The organism is Methanothermobacter crinale, assembly GCF_055397825.1.
In genome coordinates this window covers 1,125,840-1,147,524 of the sequence record NZ_AP042450.1, presented here as the reverse complement: position 1 = coordinate 1,147,524, position 21,685 = coordinate 1,125,840, and the positions used below count along the sequence as shown (strand labels likewise).

Genomic DNA, 21,685 nt, shown 5'->3' with positions numbered 1-21,685 from the left:
GCCTTTTCACCTCTTTATGATGGTTTTGGAGTTTAATATTGGGATTATGGTGCTTAGCACCATTAAGGTGGCGCCTATGGGTGGGTTTATCTGTTGGTATAATATTCCTGTGGCGAGGGGTATTGTTATCGTATTGTAGACAGCAGCCCATGCAAGGTTTTCTTTTATCTTGTTGTGGGTTGCCTTGGAAATTTCTAGTATATGTGGAATATCTGATGGCGTCCCCCAGGGGATGATGATATCAGCGCCTTTGACCTCCAAGTTATGACTTGTCCCAATGGCCATGCCAAGATCGGCCTGTTTTAGGGCTTGGGCGTCATCTGCTTGGCTTATCATAGCGACTTTCAACCCATCTTCTTGCATTTTCTCGATCTTTTTTGCTTTTTCTTTTGTTGTTAGTTCTGCATGGTATTCATCTAATCCTAGTTCCCTGGCGATAGGTTCTGCGACTTTTTTATTGTCTCCTGTTAACATTATACATTTTATCCCCTTGTCTTTGAGGGTTTTTATTGTCTTTTTGGCCTCTTTTCTTATTTTATCTGAGAGTCCGATGCACCCTTTGAGTTCATCATTTATTATTATGAATGCTAGTGTTTTTCCTTGGTTTATCATCTCTAGGATTTTTGGTTTTACCTGGAATCCTAGATCCTTGACGTGTTTGTAACTTGTGATTTGGATTTTTGTATCTCCAACATATCCTTCAATGCCTTTTCCCGGGATTGGCTTGGATTTTTTCACTGGTATGGGGTCTTTGGCCACTTCTTTTATGCCTTTTGCTATGGGGTGTTGGCTTTTGGATTCTATGGCGGCTGCATAGTTGATTATGTCACCTTCATCTATTTCATCGTCTAATGATATGATATCTGTTACTTTGAATTTGCCTGTTGTTAGGGTTCCTGTCTTGTTGAATACTATAGTGTTTATTTTGGGCGCGATTTCATACGATTTTTTGTTTTTTATGATTATGCCATTTTTCGCGGATATTGTTGTGGCTGCGAGGATTGTGGTTGGTGTTGCTATTCTGATGGCGTGTGGTGATGCCGCTATGAGTACTGTTATGGCATGTTGCAGTGCGTTTGCGTTTTTATCCCAGTGGAGGAATGTGAGTATTGCTATCGCGATCACTGTTATTATGAGGGCGTTTGCTGCTTTGTCCACCGATTCTTGTATCCTGGTTTTATTTTTTCCTGTTAAGAGTTTTATTATCTTGGAGATGAATGATCCTTTCTTGGTTGTTGTTGCTTCTATTAGGATGGGCTTTTTGATGTTTGTTGATGATGCCGTCACTGTTTCCCCTGGGGTTTTCTCTATACTGTTTTTGATGGTTGGGTGTATTATGGTTGAACCTTTTATTATTATACCATCTGTTGGTACTGTTTCTCCATCTTTTACTAATAAGAGGTCACCTGGTCTTATAGTCTCCGTTGGAACCTCTTTGACCTTACCATCCTCTATGATATGTGCACTATCCGGTATACTACCTATAGGCCCTTCTATTGGCTCTCTTATCTTTTCTGTTAGTTTTTTTCCGAGCCAGCGCCCAGCTAATATTATCAAGATGGCTATGGCCAATTCTATGGGGATCTCCCACCATGGAATAAATATATTATAGAGGTAGGCTCCTGTAATTGCGATAATTATTAGGCTCATGGATCCTAGGTTCTTGTTTTTCAGTTCTTTGAAGGTGTCTTTGAAGAGTGGGTAGCCTCCATAGAAGGAGATTATAAAAGATGATAGCAGTATGCTCCAGTATCCTAGGTTAAATTTTACTATGAGGATTAGAGCTGCTGTTAATAGGGTGCAGATTATGAACCTTTTTTTGAGGGTTTCCATTGGAGGCACCCCCTAATCCTATTATTTTGTTAAGATATCTAGTATGGTTTTTGGGTCTTGTATGGGTGGGTGGCAAATCTTATCCTTGCATAGGTAATAGGTGCATTTCCCATTGATTATTTTTTTAGTTTTTAATGTATTTGGTGCGAATGACCAGTCACTGCCTTCTAGTTTAAGAGTCACTGTAAGGTATGGTACAAATGTACTATTTAGTTTATTGAGTGTGCATGATTTTGTCTTAGCTGCTATAACTAGACTACTACCACCTGTTTGGTGCCAGTGAGCCCCCACTAAAAGTAAGGTATGGGCGATAGGTAATCGTTTAATCTTGGCTGCGAATGATTTTATGATATCTTCTGCGATTTTGGTCAAAGTTTCATCTTCTAGGATGCTCCCTATCCTGAGCAAGTTTAGCGCATGAACAGAATTACCTGATGGTATTGCACTATCAGAACCCTCTTTTTTTCTGATCAGAAGATTATCAGAATAATCTGCTGTGAAAAAGAATCCTCCATTCTCATCATCTTTGAAGTGTGTGTTTAGTTCATCTGATAGTTCCAAGGCGAGTTTTATGTATTCTTCATCAAAGGTTGCATCATATAATTCTAGTATCCCCCAGACGAGGAAGGTGTAATCATCAAGGTTGCCCCATATTGCACTTTCACCATCCCTGTAGCGATGCATTAACTTCCCATTTTTATAGAGTTTCTCCATGACAAATTTCAGCGCATCCTTAGCAGCCCCCAAGTACTTTTTATTTCCTAGTACCTTGTAGCCCTTTGCAAAGGCTGCTATCATGAGCCCATTCCAATCTGTGAGGATCTTATCATCCTTATTGGGTGGCGTCCTCCTGGACCTGTAATTGAAAAGTTTTCTTCTCCAATCCTCAAGTTCTTTTAAAAATTCTGTGGGTTTTATCCCCTTCTCTTCTGCGAATTTCTCTGGCATGGTCTTTATATAGAGGACGTTTTTCCCTGATGGTTTTCCGGTTTCGTCTAGTATGTTGCCCTCTTCTTTGACATTGAAGAATTCGCAGAGCAAATCAGAGATTTCCCTTAGTTCGTCCATGGTCCAGAGATAAAACTTGCCTTCTTCTCCTTCACTCTCCGCGTCCTCGGCCGAATAGAACCCACCCTCTGGGGATCTCATCTCCCTTATAACATATTCAAATATTTCCTCTGCTGTTTCCTTGTAAAGTTCTTTTCCTATTGCCTGGTAGGCTTCAAGGTATACTATAGCCATTAAAGCCTGGTCATAGAGCATCTTCTCAAAATGGGGTATTCTCCATTTGGGGTCTATGGTGTAACGGTGGAAACCATAGCCTATATGGTCGTAGATGCCCCCAAAGCGCATTTTATCAAGGGTTAATTCAACCATTCCTAGGGCCTTTTTATTTTTTAGAATACCATACCTTAGGAGAAAGTAGAGATGATTTGGTAGTGGAAATTTCTGTGAAGACCCGAAACCCCCGTTCTCATTGTCGAAGGCCTTCTCCAATGCCTCAAATCCCGCATCTATTATCCTCTCTTGGATTTCGCGTGGTTGTGTGGGGGCGTTCATCCTCTTGATAGCCATGGTGATCTCAGTGGCCGCATTATTTATGTCTTCTGGCTTTTTTTCCCAAAGTTCTCCGGTTTTTAATATGATCTCCTTCAAGCCTGCCATGCCTTGGCTTGTCTCCTTTGGGAAGTATGTGCCTGCGAAGAATGGTCTCCCATCAGGTGTTAGGAATATTGTGAGTGGCCAGCCCCCTGTACCTGTTAGGAGTTGGCAGGCGTTCATATAAATGTTGTCAATGTCTGGTCTTTCCTCCCGGTCGACTTTAACTGGTACGAATGTTTCATTGATGAGTTTAGCGACCACGGGGTCGTTAAATGATTCTCTGGCCATTACATGGCACCAGTGACATGTGGAATAACCTATTGACAAGAATATCGGTTTATTATCTCTTTTAGCCCTCTCAAATGCTTCTTCACCCCATGGAAGCCAATCCACGAGGTCGTGGGCATGTTGTAAAAGATAAGGGCTCTTCTCATTTATAAGGGCGTTTTCATGTTCCATTTAAAATTCTCCTAGGACATTTGCTGGATAGAGTATATATAAATCCTTTGATAAAATACTTCCCAAAAAGGGGGGAGTAGAAACTCCATGGTATAATCTTTCCAATTCAAAACATGGATAGGTGATCCCTAGATGAGCCTTATAATAACTTATATCAGTAGCAAAGGTTGCGTAATAATAGGTGACAAGAGAAAAATAGCCTACCTAGGGAGCGCCCAGAATAGAAGGGAACTCGAAAGAGAATTATACAATGGTAATATCAAAACCGAGGAAGAACTAAGAAGTAGGGCTGAACAACTTGGTATAACATTAAATATAACAGATGATGCAAAGAAGGTTAGAAGCATTGGAGATGTTGTAGTAGGTGAAGTAAGCCTTAAAACACCTTTCGAGGCTAAAAGGAGGAGAATATACGCCACCACAGGAGCTTATCAGATAATAGAACTTATAGGGTCCAATATAACCAAATTCGAGAAGGGTGAAAGCTCTATTGTGATATTTGGGAATAAGATAACTAAAAAACTCGCCAGCAAATTATTAAAGAAACATTGGAAGAAAAAAACAAGCCTAGAAGGAATCTCAAAACTCCTAAAGAAAATACTAGAAGATGTTGCAACCAAAACACCAACCATAAGCCGAGAATATGACATGTACATAAAAACTCCAAGATTGGATAAAAGAAAAGCCCACAAATTACTCAGAGAAACAATTCTAAGAGATGTGAAAACACTCCAAAAATGGAGGGCTAAACTACAAAAGGAACTCATAAAAAAAAGTGAACAGATAAAAATGGCATCAAAGATAATTAAAGAAGGAGAAATTGGACGCGTTATAAACATAGACAATGACAAAATCGAAGTAAAATTAGCCCCTAATGTAGAAGCCTTCAACATAAAATGGAAAAGGGTCGCGAAACCAGGGGAAAACGTGCTAATGCTGAAAGAAAAACCAGGAGAAGTCAATGTGGGGGATCTCGTCATTATAGAAGACGAAAATCTACAAGTAAAGGACAAGAAGATCCCACTACAATGCAATGTTATACTCTGCAAAACATGAAAGGTGTGATTAATCATGAAACTAACATTCCTAGGAAGTGGTGGTGGACGATTTCGCCACCATCACACAAAAGAGGATGACCGGTGGTCTAAGAATAGACAACCTCGAAGGTAAAAACATCCACATAGACCCTGGACCCGGAGCACTGATAAGATCATACCAATTCGGTTTAAACCCCACCAGACTAGACGCTATACTAGTATCACATTCACACACTGATCATTACACAGATGCTGAAGTCCTTATCGAAGCCATGACAAGGGGCATGACCAGGAACAAAGGAACAGTAATAGGGAGCCTCAGCGTCATAAAAGGTTACAAGGACTGGGGCCCCTGCATATCCAAGTATCATCTAAGCAAAACAAAAAACATCATACTAAAGGAGAATGACACAACAAAACTAGACAATATAAAAATCACAGCCACAAAGACAATACATGGAGATCCTACGTGTATAGGTTTCAAGTTCCAAACTCCTAGGATAACAATATCCTATACATCAGATACGGCTTATTTCAATGAACTTGGTTCATATCATCGCGGAACCGACATACTAATAGCAAGTGTTATAAGACCAGATAATGAACATATAAGGGGGCATATGTGCTCAGATGATTTCAAATTCCTCATAGAAGAGGTGAAACCTAAACTTGCAATAATGACCCACCTTGGCATGAAAATGATATTCAACGACCCGGATGGTGAAGCCCTCAGAGTACAAGAAGAGACAGATACTAGGGTTATAGCTGCAAAGGATGGAATGTGCATAGATTTGGAACGGTTAACAGATCATCAATTAACATTGAATGATTATGGTTACAAGGGGCCCCGGTAGCTCAGTCTGGTAGAGCGCGGGACTCGTAATCCCGTGGTCGCGGGTTCAATCCCCGCCCGGGGCTTAAAACCCCACAATTTTAAGTGCTTCTTCGAACTTATCGGTTATGGTCTCCCAATCGTTTGATTCAACAAATTTCCTGCCTTTCAAACCTTCACCTTGGAGGTTACTATTTGCAAGTTCGCTGGCTACCCTGAGCACCTCTTCTGGTTTTTCTATGTAATGTATTCCATTATCTTCGCCGAACTCCATTTTTATACCTGGGAATCCCGTGGCTATAACAGGCTTGGCCATTGCAAGGTATTCGTAGATTTTTATTGGCACGATATCCTGCATTATCTTCTCCCCTCTGCGGGCTGGTAATATACAGATGTCAGCCGCCGCCAGGAACTCTGGTATCCTCTCATAGGGTTGACTCCCCACAAGTATAATATCCTCGAGGCTGTTTTCTTCCTTTATCTTCTTGAGATCATTATAGGCGTCGCCTTCACCCACTATCATGAGTTTAATCCCTGGATGGTTCTTTTTGGCCATTTCAAAGGCTAATTCTTTCAAGCCTGAGAATTCATAGAGGTAACCCATGAAGAATAATAGTATTTCATCATCCCCTATACCATATTTTTTTCTTATTTTGGACCCGTCGAGGTTGGGGTTGAATTTTTCAAGGTCTATACCGGCTTCTATGACTATTGTATCATAGGGGTTCGCGCCCATTTCTATCATTAATTGTCTTAGTCGCTTGTTTATTGTGATCACAAGATCCGAGGATCTTAGAATCTTTTTCATCAGCCATCTGCCAATGGCCTGTAGGGTTTTCTCGGGGATGAGCGTGTATAGGACATCAATGGGATAATATACGAATGGTATGTCCCTTTTTTCAGCCTCTTTTAATCCTATGTAAGTGTTGATTATCCCAAATCCCACTATGATGTCTGGTTTAAATTCTCGGATTTGTTTTTTTATCTCTAGAGTGTGAGTGATAGGTATTGAAAGGTAATCAAGGATTGGTAACTTTAATATGGGTGGTCTTATCACGTCAATTCTAGCCCCTGGTTTAACCTTCCACGCGCCCTTGAAGAATCTCCTGGGGTATATGAGGCCCCCTGGTTCGGTTTTCCTCCAATCGATGGGGTAGTCTATGACTTTTATTTTGTGCCCCCTGAGGCTTAGACGGTCAAAAAGATGGTGTTGTTGGTGTGGGTTTCTTCTGATCCAATCGGATTCCTGTATTACGAGTATTTTCATATTTACACCTTGGGGGGGTTTAGAATTCAGCGCTTTTTTGTATAAGCTTCCAGTTTTCCTTGAACCATTGGTAAGTTTTCTCCAATCCCTCCTTGAACGTTGTCCTTGGTTCGTAGTCTAGGAGTTTTTTCGCTTTTTCTATGGATGATAGTAGGCGGGTTTTAGCATCCCAATCCCTTCGTGGCTTATACACTATACCCGCCTTGTTTCCTGTGAGTTCATTGATGATGGTAGCCATTTCCATTACTTGGTGTTCCTTTCCAGATCCTAGGTTTATGGCTTCCCCTATTGCTTCTTCACGGGCTCCCATAGCTATTAAACCGTTTACTATATCATCTACGAATGTCCAGTCCCTCGTCTCTGTACCGTCTCCGGTTATTGGTAGGGGTTGGCCATTCATTGCCCAGTAGAAGAAGTTTGGTATGACATTGCGGTATTTCCCCGGGACTTCTCCGGGCCCGTAGACATTGAAAAATCTTGCATTGACTATTGGCAAATCATAGAGGTTGTGGAAATAGTTGGTATATAATTCTCCCAGTAGTTTTGTCACCTGGTATGGTGTGTGTAGTGAAATTGAAATATCATCTTCTTTGAATGGTATCTTGGAGTCTAGGCCATAGACGCCACAACCGGATGATGAATAGATGAAGCGTTCAACGCCGATGAGCTGGGCGTATTCTAATACTTTTAAGGTGCCGAGGCCATTAACTAGTAGGTCCTCTTCTGGGTGGTCTACACTGTTCTGGTTGGCGAAGTGGGCTGCAAGGTGGAAAACATAATCTGGTTTTTCCTTGTAGACCCTTTTAAGGATCTCATCATCGAGTATGTCCCCTTTTATGAATTCTATGTTCTCCATCAAGGGGATGTTCCACTCATAACCTGATGACAAATTATCTAGGATTATTACATGCGCTCCGGCTTCGCCAAGTCGCCTTGAGAGGTTGCTGCCAATGCAACCAGCACCTCCTGTCACGAGCACGCATTTACCATCATATACCTTGATATCCTTCATAGGTCTTCACCCTCTTATCATCTATTTCTGGAAATGTTCTATCATCTTCTTCATAGAATCCAGTATTATGCCTGTGAACATGAAAAATGTCCCGAATAATGTTAACATTATTGCTAATATGGTCGGCCCCATATGGATACTTTTTCCTAGTAAGTAATCGCGTAGGAATATTAATGTGAGGATAGCCCCTGTTACTACAATTATCACCCCAGGCAGTGTGAAATAGTATAGTGGGCGTTTCAGTTCCATGTCCCTGATTATCCTGTAGAGTACTGACGCCCCATGACTTAAAGGATGCTTAGTGGAACCTTCAACATCATAGGTGACGCCAATTTCGACTTCAACTATTCTAAGGTTTGATTCGGCGGCGTCTGATAACATTTCACTTTCTATTGCAAACCCATCCTCTTTAAAGTTGAAGTATGGGATGGTATCCTTTGAGAATGCTCTGAAACCGCTCTGGGTGTCTGTTATATCCAGTCTAGTTAAAATGTTAGTCGCTTTATCAAGTATCTTCTGTCCAACCCTCCTATAAAATGGTGTGTTCTTATCTGAACCTGATAGATAACGGCTGCCATTGACAATATCCGCCATACCATCTATTATGGGCCGTACAAGTTTAGGTATCTCATTGGGGTTGTGTTGACCGTCACCATCCAATGTAACTATTACATCAGCGTCAGTCGCCTTAAAACCTGTTTTAAGCGCGGCACCCTTACCCCTATTCTTCTCATGCCTTATGACCCTTGCACCGGCTGCCTCAGCTACCTTAGCAGTCCTGTCTGTGCTGCCGTCATCAACAACGATAACTTCATCCACGTATTCTCTACATAGGAGTATTATGGTTCCAATGGTCAATTCTTCATTATATGCTGGTATCAGGGCCGCTATCCTCATCCTCTAACTCCAAGATTATTCTATCCGATAGTACCATTTCATCCACTCGACTGTACGCCTTATACCCTCCTCTGGGGGCACCTTAGGGTCGTGTTTAAGGTCTTGCTCGGCCTTGGAACAATCAACCCTCTTAACCTTTGTTGTGAAAGCCTCAGCCTCCTTATAGGTTACAATTGAATCATCCCTTCCAACAGCCTCGAGGACCATGTCAGAATATTCTTTTATATCATGTTCCCATTCAAGGCGGCCCCCAACATTATAAACCTCCCCTGGGATAAAATTATCCACTATATTGGCAAAGGTCCTAACAGAATCATCCACATAATCTATTATACGCCTATGGCCTTTGTAAACCGTGTAGGGTTTGTCATGTAATGCATGGTATATGAAGATGGGTATGAATCCTTTGTATGGCGTGTACTTTTCATGGGGACCATAACAATTGACTGGTCTCACTCGTACTGTTTCTGTGCCGAACATCTCTGCTGAGTTCATGCACATGAGCTCCCCAACCCATTTTGTCATAGCATAATCATTCATTTGATAGGTGTCCCTTATCGGATTCTTCTCCATAACATCCTCTGTCATAACCCCATTATAGTCTCCATAGACTTCCGCCGAGGAAAAGAATATCATCCTAAAGCCTAGTTTTTCCTGCAATCTTATAATATTCTTTGTCCCGATGACGTTAGTCCTCCAGAGATTTTCATAGTATGCTTCACCATTCCATCTGCCATATTCTGCTGCTAGATGATAAACATAATCGAATTCATAATCTTCAAAGACCCTTTCAAGTTGTCTGTATTCTCTCACATCAGCCCTCACATAATCCTCATGTCTTGTATGCATCAAGTCTAAGGCTACGACTTCGTGGCCTCTCCTTTTAAGTTCTTTAACAAGGTTGGTTCCTATGAACCCGGCTCCTCCAGTGACAAGTATCCTCTGAGTTTCCATATTATTTCCTCCTTGATATATTCTGGGGGGTCCCCTCATATAAGCCTCAGTATAAACTGTTATTATGTGGGTATTTTCTCGGCGATTATCACACCACTTCTATTATAGATTATTTTGTAATCTTGTATCCTTGGTTGGGTAGTTGACCAGTATATATAATAGTCTGGTTTGAGCTCATAGAATAGCTTATAGAACAGTTCATTATTATTGATTCTCCTTGTGAAAACATAATCTTTGAGATACCATGTGAATGCTGGGCCCCTGTCAGATGCTATTACTTTGCTATGATAGTTTGGGTCATGTGCTTTGAGCCATTGGGCTGCTTCATTTTCAGCATCTACGATAGGATAATCTTGTGGCATCCCCCATATATAATATGCTGCGGATGATAGCATCATCGCCATGACAAGGATGGAGAACATGTGCCTTGCATGCTCCCATTTTAGCGTTTGTGAAATTTCACTTATGCTGAGGGGCATCAAATATGCAATGGCTGGTAAAATTGTTATAATATACCTGTCAACTTTAACAGGATGAAAACTATGCATATAAATGAAACATAAAAACCATGTTATCATAGCAATGTTAATATCAAGGTTATGCAGCTGCTGATCTTCTAGGAGCCAATATATGCTAAGGGCCCAGAAGAAGATTAAAACCTCGGCCAGGGCATAAGATAGCCTCCCGAAGACAGCTATTAAAGCAGCCGATAATAAAAGGAACATTATCAGCTTCTTACTCTTCACTCTATTTAATATCATCCTATTGTGGATTATATAGAGTATAACACCAACTATTAGGATGGCTATTATAAGATATGCTAATGGGTTTGGACCTGCACTTGAAGGGTTGATAATTAACATGTAATTGTTGGATGGGTGGGCTGAAAGATACTCTGGGAAATGTTTAAGGTAATATAGGCTGTCAGGATTATAGCCTGGGTTAACTGCTGTCACTGAACCGCTTGCAGTTGCTGTGAATTGTCCCAAGAATGGTAGGGGGTTTTTAAGGTTCCTGTAAAAGAATAATCCAAAGGGTGAATAAAATAAGATCCCTAGGATTATACCCCCTATGATTTCACGGAATTTGGGCCTAGAATCCATGATAATTACAAGGAGCATGGGGATGATTATAAGTGCTGAGGTATACCTTGTGAGGAAGGCTGCCATCGCCACTGGAAAGGCTAGATAATAGAGCCTCTTATCTTTTCTTTTTGCAAGTAGGGTCAAGTAGATTGCCCATATCGACAATGATATGGCCGGGACGTCGGTGGAGCCCGTGACGGCCCATGCCAATATTAGGGTGGAGGATGCGAAGGTTAAAGCCCCAACGAGGCTTTCAATTTCATCAAATCTCAGCCTAAGGAGAAGGTACATTCCAACTGATCCGAGTATATAGAATGCTCCGCCGACAATGAAGAGTGTGTATTCACTTACAAATCCCAACCTGAAAAACACTGATAAGATCGCTGGTAAAAAGGGTGGAAGATACAATGTGTCACTGGAGCCGAAATGGGCCATTCTAAGAGCATTATTAAGATAAAGGAATATATCCCAGTAGTATACACCAATACTAGATTGTATTGTTATGAGCTTCCATGTGATTATCGAAATGATCAAAGCTAAAATTATGAAGATTTTCCCATCACGTGACAACAGAACACCCCCTAGACACTATTTATGGTATCCTTGTAAATTTCATCGAATTTCCTCGCGATCCTTTCAATTTTGAAAATTTTAGGCGTTTTAGGATGGAACGATCCGCTTTTAAGTATCTTTGTGATAGCATCTTTTATGCTTTTTTCACCTGCCTCGACTATAAGACCAGCCGTAGAGTCGATCCATTCGGATACTCCACAGTTTGATGTTACAACAACTGGCGTGCCACAGGCAATGGCCTCTGCAGCGGCCATGCCAAAAGATTCATATTCAGAGGAGGAGGGTAAGACGAAAACATCCGCATCGACAAGAACTTCAAACTTCTCAAGACCATATAATGGTCCTGTTAGGATTATCCTATCCCCTAATCCGAGGTCTGATATGAGTTCCTTCAATCTTTTAAGGTAGTGGTCGTCAGGGCCTGCGATAACAAGTTTTAATTTATCATCTTTTATCTGATTGAATGCTCTTACCAATAAATCTAGACCTTTTCTTTCATGGATCCTCCCAAGGTATAGTACTATCTGGTCATCTTTAAGTCCCCATTTTTTCCTGAAAGAACCTTCCGGTGGGGTTTTGGGGATGTTCACAGGATTGGGCAATCTAGCTATTATCTTCTCATTTAATTTTGGGTATACTTTCTTGTAATATTGGGATTCTATCTTGGAGGATGCTATTATACGCTTGGCATTATAGATTATCCTATTACCTACTAGGGTGTCGAATAATCTTTTCTGCCAAGCTTTTATCATCCTTGGCGCGGATCCATGCGGTTGTACGATATATGGTATGTTATATCGTGTTGCGAGTAAGTATATTACTGCTGCTAGGAATGTTCTATGCTCATGGATGTGGACTATATCAAAGGATTTTAATTCTTTAGCCGCGACAACTGGGAGATAATAGGGTAGAGGCAAATTGAAATTTGCTGTTAAATACATTGAAAGGTTTCTGAAATAATAAGTTCTTATACCGTCAACATCCACTGACCTGTTCTTTTCAATTTTAACCCTCCTTTTAAACCCGTCAGTCGTATAAACCGTGACATCATGTCCCATTGCAATTTGTTGACTTGCAAGCTCATATACGAAACGTGGAGGGCCTCCACCTTCCCATGATGGTTTAAAGTATGGACAAACATGAAGTATACGCATAATAATCCTATCCCATTATCTCCCCATTGCATGTGTGGGGGTTAAGAGTAAATAGTAGTATTATTTAGATTGTAGCTTAAAAGAATTTAGTGGGTGATTTTCATTAAAGTTGTTATCCTGGCCGCGGGTGTGGGTAGTAGACTAGGCCATGGATTGCCCAAAGCGCTCGTCAAATTATGCAATAATAAGACAATACTCGACCATCAACTAGAAAACCTTAAGAGTGCGGGGCTGGAAAATATAAGGGTTGTGATAGGATACAAAGCCGGTCTGATAAGAAAGAGGCACCCAAACCTCGAATATGTTATAAACAGTCGATATAGTGTTACTAACACCTCAAAGAGTCTATTAGTTGGGATAGGGGACTTAGACGAGGATGTTATATGGTTAAATGGTGATGTGGTCTTCGATCATGGGATACTCCACCTTATCCTTGAAGAGAGGGGAGAAAACCTCATCTGCGTAGATAACAAGGAAGTCGGCGACGAAGAGGTTAAATACAACCTCACAAGTGATGGTTACATTAAAAAACTTTCAAAAACCATCCCGGACGGTTTAGGGGAGGCTGTTGGGATAAACTATGTCAAAAGAGAGACACTACCAGTTTTGAGGGAATCACTCATGGAATGCCAAGACCAAGACTATTTCGAAAAGGCCATAGAAAAATCAATAAAAAAAGGTGAAAGGTTTAAGGCTCTTAACATCAAGGATAATTTCTGTATAGAAGTTGACTTCCCCAAGGATTTGGAAAAGGCTAGAAAATATTGTGAGGAGAATATAAGATGAAGGTCTCAATAATAGGCGCTGGGAGTTTTGGAACAGCAATAGCACAAGTATTATCAGAGAATACTGATAATATCTATCTTCTTGCAAGAAATGAAAAGGTAATTGAGTCCATAAACAAACAGCATGAAAATAAATGGTATCATCCAGGAATAAGATTAAACGAAAAGATTAAAGCAGCTAACATCAGATCAGACCACATAGTGGATTCAGATTATATTTTTTTGGCCGTTCCCTCCGGGAGTCTCAGGAGTATCGTAAGATCACTTAATAATCGTCTCGAAGATAAAAAGATAATATCATGTATAAAAGGTATTGAATATCCCTCACTCAAACCCATGACAACCGTCGTCCGAGAGGAGACAAGCTCCCGGGCTGTTTTTTGTATTTCTGGTCCAAATTTTGCAGACGAACTTATAAGGGGCGTCACCTCCGGTATTACGATAGGAGCTCCGAAAAAATATCAGAACGATATAGCTGATCTCTTAGAATCCCAAAATATAATCCTAGATTATTCAGAGAACATCAAAGGGGTTGAATTCTGCGGTATACTCAAAAATGTCTATGCAGTGGCCATGGGGATACTGGATGGACAAATAACTGGCAAAAATCACAAGTACACACTACTAACATTATGCTTCAAAGAGATGAAAAGAATACTAGACGAGATGGGGTATGGGGAATTATCAGATAAATTCTGCGGATTCGGAGACTTTCTTTTAACCGCGTTAACCGATAAAAGCCGGAATAGGACACTGGGCCTAATGCTTGGCAAGAAAATGCAACTCAGCAAAAAATCCACTATAACAGTAGAAAGTTTGCGCTCAATAAAAGCCATAAGGGAACTCACAAGCAACATGAACCTACCAGTCCTGGAACTCGTCCATGAAACCCTCAAGGATCCGCAGAATATCCCCATCCATATAAAACGCTTCCAAGGAAATCTACATGAAACTCCTTAAACTGCTAAGATCGGATGAATACAAGGTTATATCCGAAAATTTCCTTTCCCTGTCCTTACTTCAAATATTAGTGTATGTGATACCACTTATAACATTACCATACCTTACAAGGACGCTTGGCGTTGCCAATTACGGTCTTGTAAACTTTGCAATAGCATTCAACGCTTACTTCCAGGTTTTAACAGATTATGGCTTCGGCCTCTCAGCTGTTAGGGAAATATCAATAAACCGTGAAGATAAAAAGAAAATCTCAAACATATTCAGTTCTGTGATGATAATAAAAGGGATACTAACCATTATAAGCTTCTTAATATTGACAGTGATTGTCTTCTCCTATCAAAAATTCGCCCAACACTGGCTTTTATACCTTTTTGCATTTGGTATCGTGATAGGCACCACCCTTTCACCAACATGGTTCTATCAAGGCATGGAACGCATGAAATACATAACAATGCTGAATGTCTTAACAAATTTCATATTCCTCGTAACAATCTTCACCTTCATAAAAAAGCCCTCAGATTACATTTATGTGCCGCTTTTACAATCCCTTGGCCTTATAACAGCAGGCATAATATCACTCCATATTATAAGGAGAAAATTCAATGTGAAATTCCACATCCCACCATTTGAGGACATTAAAGAAACTTTCAAAGATAGTACTCAATTCTTCCTATCAAGAGCATCAGTATCCATATATACAAGCAGTAATTCCTTCTTTCTAGGATTATTCGCAGGTAACAGTGCAGTAGGCTACTATTCTGCAGCTGAGAAATTATACATTGCAGCACAGAGCCTCTACGGTCCGCTTGTCCAAGTCACATACCCTTACATGGCAAAAACAAAAAACAAAAAATTCCACAGAAAGATCTTGAAATATACCCTCATATTGAACACATTACTCTGCATCATGATCATTATCCTAGCCCCCGTAATCGTAAAGATAATATTCGGGGCCGCATACATGCCAAGTGTATGGGTGCTCCGCTTCCTTGCCATAGCACTAATAATCGTAATACCCTCCATACTCCTTGGGTATCCATATCTTGCGGTGCTTGGCCAGCAAAAATATGCTAATGGCAGCGTCATACTCGGATCATTAGCACATCTTGCAATGCTCCTTGCCGTTTCACCATTTATTAACATTTATATAGTGGCGGTCCTTGTTATCATTACAGAAAGCATAGTATTAGCCTTGCGAATTTATGGAATAAATAAGCATGACCTCTGGTAAAAGGAGCGAATCAATCCTTGAATACGAGCTTGTATATTCTTTCGGCAGATTTATCATCCTTGTAGTAATTTACGAGGTCGTTTATAACCTTTCTCTCTTCTCGATAATATTCAGGGTTCTTTATACTTTTTTCCAGTTCTTCCAGGAATTTTTTGAAGTTTTTAACTTTAGGGCCTGGTGTCCAGAATTCGAATGGTTCTAGTATGAAGCCCCTTCTTTCCCGGTACTCTTCAAGATCTGGGACTATAAAGATAATGGGCCGATCCAATAATAGGAAATCAAAATATATTGATGAGTAGTCTGTTATAAGAATATCGACGCATCCTAGTATATCATAGATGTCTATGAGATTTTCTTGTAATGTCCTTGTATTTATGAGTTTAATGTTCTCAGCGCCTTTAAAGTATTTTGTAGCCTCCTCTTCCTCCAACGGATGGAATTTCACGAAGCAAAGGATCCCATGATCCTTTAAAAATTCTTGAAAATGATTTATATCAAAATCCGGGAGATTAAACTTGCAAGATATGAGTCTACCATCATCCATAGAATCAGACTTTCTAAATGTGGGTGCGAACAAAACAATCTTGTTATAGTTGGCTGGGTCAATTTTTAAAATTTCCAGAATTTTCTCTTGACAGCCTTTAAAAAGTTTATCATTCCTTGGCTGGCCCGTTACAAATATCCGCCGGGGGTCCTGGTTGAAACAAGCCGCAAGAGCATTCTTCATAATAATGGAAGTCGCGATAAGATAATAATTCTCATCATCGAAATTAAATGGCAAAACAAGATCTCTATTCTCAGCATAACCCATAGCCTTTAAAGGCATGCCATGCCAAACATTAACAAAAACCTGAGATGGCACGCGCACATCTGATAGGTTTCCATGGGTGGATATGATGTAACCAGCCCTGAATGTTTTAAAAAGAGCCTTCAGACTATTAAGTTCATATTGTTTAATGTCCAAATCATCCCTTGGGTTTTTAACGATCCATACAAGCTCGAAATCTTCATCTAATGAATCCATGTATTCAAAAAGAGCCATACTATTATCAGTGAAATCAAGTGCACTGTTAAAGACGACAAGATCCTGTCTTTTAGGGATTATCCTATTAATGATCCTGAAAATCCTCTTCAAATTCAAGATTATAAACCTCCCCCTTTCGAATCTAAAGAAGTGAAATATTATTATAATGAGATTCTTTTATTTAAAAAGGGAGGATATTATGAAAAAAAGAATATTAATGATAATACCATTTCACCCTTCAACTAAAGGTGGCGTGATAAGAGCCGTTAAATTTCAGAAAAAAGTATATGAAAAACTAGGATTCAGTACCGACATATTATATGCAGATAATATTGATGAGGCAGATTCTTATGATCTTATACAAGTTCATGGGCCCCTAAAGATTAAAAGTTTGTTGAAGCTCATTAAAGCTAATGCCAAACTTATCCTCACACTCCATGGTTGGGTTGTTGATGAAAGCATAACAGCACTCAAAAAGAATCCAAAGAAAAATTTTCATCATATCTTCAGGTTATTCAATTGGATACTTCATCGCTTAATCTTCATACCATTGATTTATAGGGGTCGTGTGACGGCAGTTTCCAAAATAACCATGAAAAAAAATGGGGTTAAGGGTGTGGTGATACCAAATGCTTTCATACCAAAGGACGTGGAAGAGAGAGTGACCAACTGCGAAGATTTATCATTTGATGACTTTACTCTTGTAACATATGTTAGTATAGGTGGGTCAAAGGTTTGTAGTATCCCAAGACTTTCAAGGATAATCTGTGAGGTGAATAAAAGGATTGGGAGGAATGTTCAACTTCTAGTTTTCGGCGATTCAGTAAAGATAGACAGTCCTCATATTAAAATGATGGGGTACCGCGACGACTTCCTATGCTATCTTAAATCAGCAGACATGATGATTCTTGGATATGAAATGAGTGAGCTAGGATATGCCGTAATGGAGGCAGGATACTTATCGGTCCCAATAGCTAAGTTCAAAGGAAAGTTCGAGGAACTAAAAGACGGAGTCCATGGTATAATAGCAGAAAACGAAGAAGACATGATCAAAAAACTCTTAGAAGCCGTTGAAAATCCTTCGTCGGCTCGTAAATGGGGAGAAAACCTTAAAAGGTACATCCTAGAAACTAGAAGCCTCGAAAAGGTCGTGAAAAAATGGCAAGAGTTCCTAGAATCAATTTAAAATCAAACACGGCGCTTAAAGTTTATATGCTTCTACTTTTAAAGATTAGTTTGTATATTCTCTTTGATGATTTGCTGTCTTCATAGTGGTTTATTAGGTTGTTTATGGTTTTTCTTTCTTTTTTGTAATACTTTGGATCTTCTGTGCATTTTTTCAGTTCTCCCAGGAATTTTTTGAAGTTTTTAACTTTAGGGCCTGGTGTCCAGAATTCGAATGGTTCTAGTATGAAGCCCCTTCTTTCCCGGTACTCTTCAAGATCTGGGACTATAAAGATGATAGGCCTGTCAAGAAGTAAAAAATCAAAATATACTGAAGAATAATCTGTTACTAGGATGTCGACACATGGGAGGATGTTGTGAAGGTCTAGGAGTTTTTCTTGTAATGTTTCTGTTTTTATGAGTTTAATGTTTTTCGTGTTTTTAAAGTATTTCGTGGCTTTTTTTTCTTCGAGAGGGTGGAATTTTACAAGGAAGAGAATTTCATTCTCCTCCAAGAATTCTTGGAAGCGCTTCCTGTCAAAATCTTGGAGATTAAAGTTATGGGATATAAGTTGGCCATCATCCATAGAATCAGACTTTCTAAATGTGGGTGCGAACAAAACAATCTTGTTATAGTTGGCTGGGTCAATTTTTAAAATTTCCAGAATTTTCTCTTGACAGCCTTTAAAAAGTTTATCATTCCTTGGCTGGCCCGTTACAAATATCCGCCGGGGGTCCTGGTTGAAACAAGCCGCAAGAGCATTCTTCATAATAATGGAAGTCGCGATAAGATAATAATTCTCATCATCGAAATTAAATGGCAAAACAAGATCTCTATTCTCAGCATAACCCATAGCCTTTAAAGGCATGCCATGCCAAACATTAACAAAAACCTGAGATGGCACGCGCACTCGTCTCAGATTACCATGAGTTGATATGATGTAACCAGCCCTTAAAATTTTTAAAATAGCTGGGAGATGATAAGCTTTATATTGTTTAATGTCCAAATCATCCCTTGGGTTTTTAACGATCCATACAAGCTCGAAATCTTCATCTAATGAATCCATGTATTCAAAAAGAGCCATACTATTATCAGTGAAATCTGGAATGCTAATAAATACAACAAGGTCTCTTCTTTTTGGTACTATCCCATTTAGGGCGCGTAAGATGATCCTAACCAGCCTACCTAAAAATTGGATCATTTTTTCAATGTTCTTTATTTTCATTGGCATATCATAAATTTCAGTCATTTTAGATATATAACAGGAGATGCATAATGGGGCAGTCATGCAATGTAATCCATAACTTTAAAGATGGTTAAGATTGGACTTAAACCTTATCATTGGAGAATGGTGGATCTGGGTTAATTCACACCTTGGATGGGTGAAACGAAAAAAGCGGGCTTTAAATGATGAGTTCTGACCACCTTTGTTTGATTTTCTCGCTGCTGAAATCCTCAGCTCTTCTAGTTGACCTTTTGGAGTAATGAGCCAATCTGGTATCATCCTTTATAAACTCTTCCAATAATTTAAGCCATTTTTTTTCCACACTCGTTAATCGGCTTTCCCTATTTACTTGTTCATTGAATACTGGTAGGAGTATGCCATATTCCGCAAATTCCACTTTTTTGGTCTCATAACTTGGATCGGTCGATGGGGCTAATATTTCCCTTGTACCTCCACAATCAGATGCGATGACAGGAACACCTAGGGCCATGACCTCTAAGACCACTAAAGGTAGAGCCTCTCTCAATGATGGTAAAATAAAAACTTTAGAGTACTTGAAAAACTTATAGGGATTATCTTGGAATCCTAGGAAGTAAATGTCCGAGTCGGTGATTTCACCATTAGTATATGTTTTAAGACCTAATTGTTTAGAGAGTTTGATTAGATAATCTTTGAGTTCCCCATCACCTAATATGACAAGTTTAAGTTCTGGGAATTTCTCCTTTAACTTTTTGAATATCCTGATGAGGTGCCATTGGCCCTTGGCATGGGTAAGCCTCCCAGCTGTTATTATCACAGGATGCTTGAATATTGGAGCGTATTCTCCAAGGTCATCTCTTGCTTGTTCTCTTATCCTTTTGAATGGGATAGGGTTCGGTATTATACGCACTTTTGATGGTTTAATATTGAAATTTTTTATAAGATCCTGAGCCGCCCTTTCAGAGACCGAAACTATCAAGGAGGCCCTATTGTATAAGAATTTTATCAGAAATTTGAGTATTCTACCATAAATGTCCTCAAGCTTTTCATTCTTGGAGAGTAGGGTGTGATGTGTTATGATGGTTTTCTCATCTTCCATTGTTAGTATGTTCTGGATGTTAAGCGCTTCTGAAAATGATATTGTAACATCAAGGTTAAGATCCCTTTTGATCCTCTTTAGGGCGGTTACACGTTTCAGAGGCAATATTATACGTTCAATGAAGTTCTGGTCTTCACTTGCAGGTGGCACGTCAAGTACATGGAAACTTCCAGTATACTCATGGACTGGTTTATGCTCATATACAGTGATCATATGGACATCATAGGATAACTCTTTGAGAATAAATGATAATTGGGAGGCTGCCTTCGCCATCCCACTGTCATCTATTGCAGGTAATATAATACCAACTTTCATATTGAACCCCAGACAAGCTCATATACTCTCTTTGATGATCTATCGTCCTTGTAATAGTTTACAAGATCGTTTATGGTTCTTCTCTCTTGTGAATAATAGTCTGGGTCCTTGATAGATTTTTTGATTTCTTCCAGGAATTCTTTGAAGTTTTTAACTTTAGGGCCTGGCGTCCAAAATTCAAAAGGTTCCAATACGAAACCCCTCTTTTTCCGATATTCTTCGAGGTCTGGGACCGCGAAAAGAATTGGCTTGTCAAGTAAGAGGAAATCAAAGTATACTGATGAGTAGTCTGTCACTAGGATGTCGGTGCAGGGAAGGAAATCGTAGATATCTAGGTGACGTTCTTGAAGCATTTGATCTTCTAAGAGGATAATGTTTTCCATTTTTTTGAAAATTTTTATGGCATGGGTTTCTTCTAATGGGTGGGGTTTCACGATGAAGAGTATGTTATGTTCTTTGAGGAATTTTTGGAATCGGCCTTTATCAAAGTCTGGGAAAAAGAAGAAGGATCCATTTTCACGGTATGTTGGAGCATACAATATTATAGCATTATACTCATATCCCCGGATCAGGTCCAAGGGGCAGTCTTTGGATAATTTGTCGTTTCTTGGCTGGCCCGTTACAAATATCCGCCGGGGGTCCTGGTTGAAGCAGGCTGCGAGGGCGTTTCTCATGATGGTGGAAGTTGCGATGAGGTAATAATTGTTGTCGTTAGAGTTTGGTGGCAAAATTTTCGGGTTATTTTGGGCGTATCCCATTGCCTTGAGGGGCATGCCATGCCATAGGTTAACATAGACCTGATTTTTAGCCTTTAAGAAAAGATGGTGACCATGTGATGTTACAATATACTTCGATCTTAAAAACTGCCATAATTCTCCTATCGTGTTCCTCTTATACTGTGGCGCGTCAATATCCCCCCTTAGTTCATCAACAATCCAATAGAGCCTGTAACCCTCATTTAGTGATTTTATATAATTGTAGAGCTGCATTGGATTATCTGAGAAATTTGGGATGCTCTCAAAGAGTATCTGATCATTCCTTTTAGGTATTAGCCTGTTTATAAATTTTAAAATCGAAGTGAGACCTTTGCCAATCCATGAATTCAAAAGAAAATCTACGAATTTACCATTAGATATTTAAATTCCCCTCCATTGCCTCTGATATGGGATAAAATTTCTCTTTTGTGCCGATTCTGTA

The 21,685-nt window shown here is 39.7% G+C and carries 18 protein-coding genes and 1 tRNA gene; 7 read left to right on the top strand and 12 right to left on the bottom strand.

The annotated features are described in order from the left end of the window. Window positions 1-6 precede the first annotated feature (6 nt). Together ACZ5XX_RS06640 and ACZ5XX_RS06635 are read right to left on the bottom strand one after the other, a co-directional pair. Window positions 7-1,833, bottom strand: coding sequence for a heavy metal translocating P-type ATPase (locus tag ACZ5XX_RS06640; protein ID WP_464583719.1), 1,827 nt, complete (start codon window positions 1,831-1,833; stop codon window positions 7-9). Window positions 1,834-1,854: 21 nt separating this feature from the next. Further along, window positions 1,855-3,894 carry a thioredoxin domain-containing protein gene (locus ACZ5XX_RS06635; protein WP_464583717.1) on the bottom strand — a complete coding sequence of 680 codons (2,040 nt, stop codon included), beginning with the start codon at window positions 3,892-3,894 and terminating at the stop codon, window positions 1,855-1,857. 132 nt (window positions 3,895-4,026) lie between these two features. Between ACZ5XX_RS06635 and ACZ5XX_RS06630 the strand changes: the two genes are divergently transcribed. The 3 genes from ACZ5XX_RS06630 to ACZ5XX_RS06620 all read left to right on the top strand — a co-directional run bounded on the left by ACZ5XX_RS06630 (window position 4,027) and on the right by ACZ5XX_RS06620 (window position 5,849). Beyond that, a complete protein-coding gene (locus ACZ5XX_RS06630) occupies window positions 4,027-4,950 on the top strand; it encodes an MJ0548 connectase family domain-containing protein (protein WP_464583715.1) in 924 nt (307 codons plus the stop codon). A 40-nt stretch (window positions 4,951-4,990) separates the two neighbouring features. Continuing rightward, window positions 4,991-5,785: an MBL fold metallo-hydrolase gene (locus tag ACZ5XX_RS06625; RefSeq protein ID WP_464586287.1), complete on the top strand. Its 795-nt coding sequence runs from the start codon at window positions 4,991-4,993 to the stop codon at window positions 5,783-5,785. Continuing rightward, window positions 5,776-5,849: transfer RNA gene (locus ACZ5XX_RS06620), tRNA-Thr, on the top strand. Before ACZ5XX_RS06625 ends, ACZ5XX_RS06620 begins: the two co-directional genes overlap by 10 nt. Here ACZ5XX_RS06620 and ACZ5XX_RS06615 read toward each other — a convergent pair. From ACZ5XX_RS06615 to ACZ5XX_RS06590, 6 genes are all read right to left on the bottom strand, one after another. After that, on the bottom strand, window positions 5,849-7,030 hold the full coding sequence (locus tag ACZ5XX_RS06615; protein WP_464583713.1) for a glycosyltransferase: 1,182 nt from the start codon (window positions 7,028-7,030) through the stop codon (window positions 5,849-5,851). The two genes, ACZ5XX_RS06620 and ACZ5XX_RS06615, sit on opposite strands and share 1 nt — an antisense overlap. A 19-nt stretch (window positions 7,031-7,049) precedes the next feature. Beyond that, window positions 7,050-8,042, bottom strand: coding sequence for an NAD-dependent epimerase/dehydratase family protein (locus ACZ5XX_RS06610; protein ID WP_464583711.1), 993 nt, complete (start codon window positions 8,040-8,042; stop codon window positions 7,050-7,052). A 21-nt stretch (window positions 8,043-8,063) separates the two neighbouring features. Further along, the gene (locus ACZ5XX_RS06605; protein WP_464583709.1) at window positions 8,064-8,939 is read right to left on the bottom strand and encodes a glycosyltransferase family 2 protein; all 876 of its coding nucleotides are present in this window, start codon (window positions 8,937-8,939) and stop codon (window positions 8,064-8,066) included. 15 nt (window positions 8,940-8,954) lie between these two features. Then, on the bottom strand, window positions 8,955-9,893 hold the full coding sequence (locus tag ACZ5XX_RS06600; protein ID WP_464583707.1) for an NAD-dependent epimerase/dehydratase family protein: 939 nt from the start codon (window positions 9,891-9,893) through the stop codon (window positions 8,955-8,957). 62 nt (window positions 9,894-9,955) lie between these two features. Then, a complete protein-coding gene (locus tag ACZ5XX_RS06595; protein WP_464583705.1) occupies window positions 9,956-11,548 on the bottom strand; it encodes a glycosyltransferase family 39 protein in 1,593 nt (530 codons plus the stop codon). Window positions 11,549-11,559: 11 nt separating this feature from the next. After that, complete coding sequence (locus ACZ5XX_RS06590) at window positions 11,560-12,705, bottom strand: glycosyltransferase (protein WP_464583703.1); 1,146 nt, start codon at window positions 12,703-12,705, stop codon at window positions 11,560-11,562. Window positions 12,706-12,798: 93 nt separating this feature from the next. Between ACZ5XX_RS06590 and ACZ5XX_RS06585 the strand changes: the two genes are divergently transcribed. The 3 genes from ACZ5XX_RS06585 to ACZ5XX_RS06575 are packed head-to-tail and all read left to right on the top strand — an operon-like array spanning window position 12,799 to window position 15,681. Continuing rightward, a complete protein-coding gene (locus ACZ5XX_RS06585) occupies window positions 12,799-13,491 on the top strand; it encodes a phosphocholine cytidylyltransferase family protein (RefSeq protein WP_464583701.1) in 693 nt (230 codons plus the stop codon). Continuing rightward, a complete protein-coding gene (locus ACZ5XX_RS06580) occupies window positions 13,488-14,450 on the top strand; it encodes an NAD(P)H-dependent glycerol-3-phosphate dehydrogenase (RefSeq protein WP_464583699.1) in 963 nt (320 codons plus the stop codon). The genes ACZ5XX_RS06585 and ACZ5XX_RS06580 overlap by 4 nt, the downstream gene beginning before the upstream one ends. Further along, window positions 14,437-15,681, top strand: a complete 1,245-nt coding sequence (locus ACZ5XX_RS06575) for a flippase (RefSeq protein WP_464583697.1) — start codon at window positions 14,437-14,439, stop codon at window positions 15,679-15,681. Before ACZ5XX_RS06580 ends, ACZ5XX_RS06575 begins: the two co-directional genes overlap by 14 nt. Window positions 15,682-15,691: 10 nt before the next feature. Here the strand turns inward: ACZ5XX_RS06575 and ACZ5XX_RS06570 are convergent, their stop codons facing one another. After that, window positions 15,692-16,822, bottom strand: coding sequence for a CDP-glycerol glycerophosphotransferase family protein (locus ACZ5XX_RS06570; protein WP_464583695.1), 1,131 nt, complete (start codon window positions 16,820-16,822; stop codon window positions 15,692-15,694). A gap of 82 nt (window positions 16,823-16,904) precedes the next feature. On the opposite strand from ACZ5XX_RS06570, the gene ACZ5XX_RS06565 reads away from it, so the two are divergent. Next, a complete protein-coding gene (locus ACZ5XX_RS06565; protein WP_464583693.1) occupies window positions 16,905-17,891 on the top strand; it encodes a glycosyltransferase in 987 nt (328 codons plus the stop codon). Window positions 17,892-17,913: 22 nt separating this feature from the next. Here the strand turns inward: ACZ5XX_RS06565 and ACZ5XX_RS06560 are convergent, their stop codons facing one another. The 3 genes from ACZ5XX_RS06560 to ACZ5XX_RS06550 form a co-directional block, all read right to left on the bottom strand. Then, a complete protein-coding gene (locus tag ACZ5XX_RS06560) occupies window positions 17,914-19,101 on the bottom strand; it encodes a CDP-glycerol glycerophosphotransferase family protein (protein WP_464583691.1) in 1,188 nt (395 codons plus the stop codon). 172 nt (window positions 19,102-19,273) lie between these two features. Continuing rightward, on the bottom strand, window positions 19,274-20,488 hold the full coding sequence (locus ACZ5XX_RS06555) for a glycosyltransferase (protein ID WP_464583689.1): 1,215 nt from the start codon (window positions 20,486-20,488) through the stop codon (window positions 19,274-19,276). After that, entirely contained in the window at window positions 20,485-21,594 is a 1,110-nt protein-coding gene (locus ACZ5XX_RS06550; protein WP_464583686.1) for a CDP-glycerol glycerophosphotransferase family protein, read from the bottom strand. Before ACZ5XX_RS06550 ends, ACZ5XX_RS06555 begins: the two co-directional genes overlap by 4 nt. Between the last annotated feature and the right edge of the window lie 91 nt (window positions 21,595-21,685).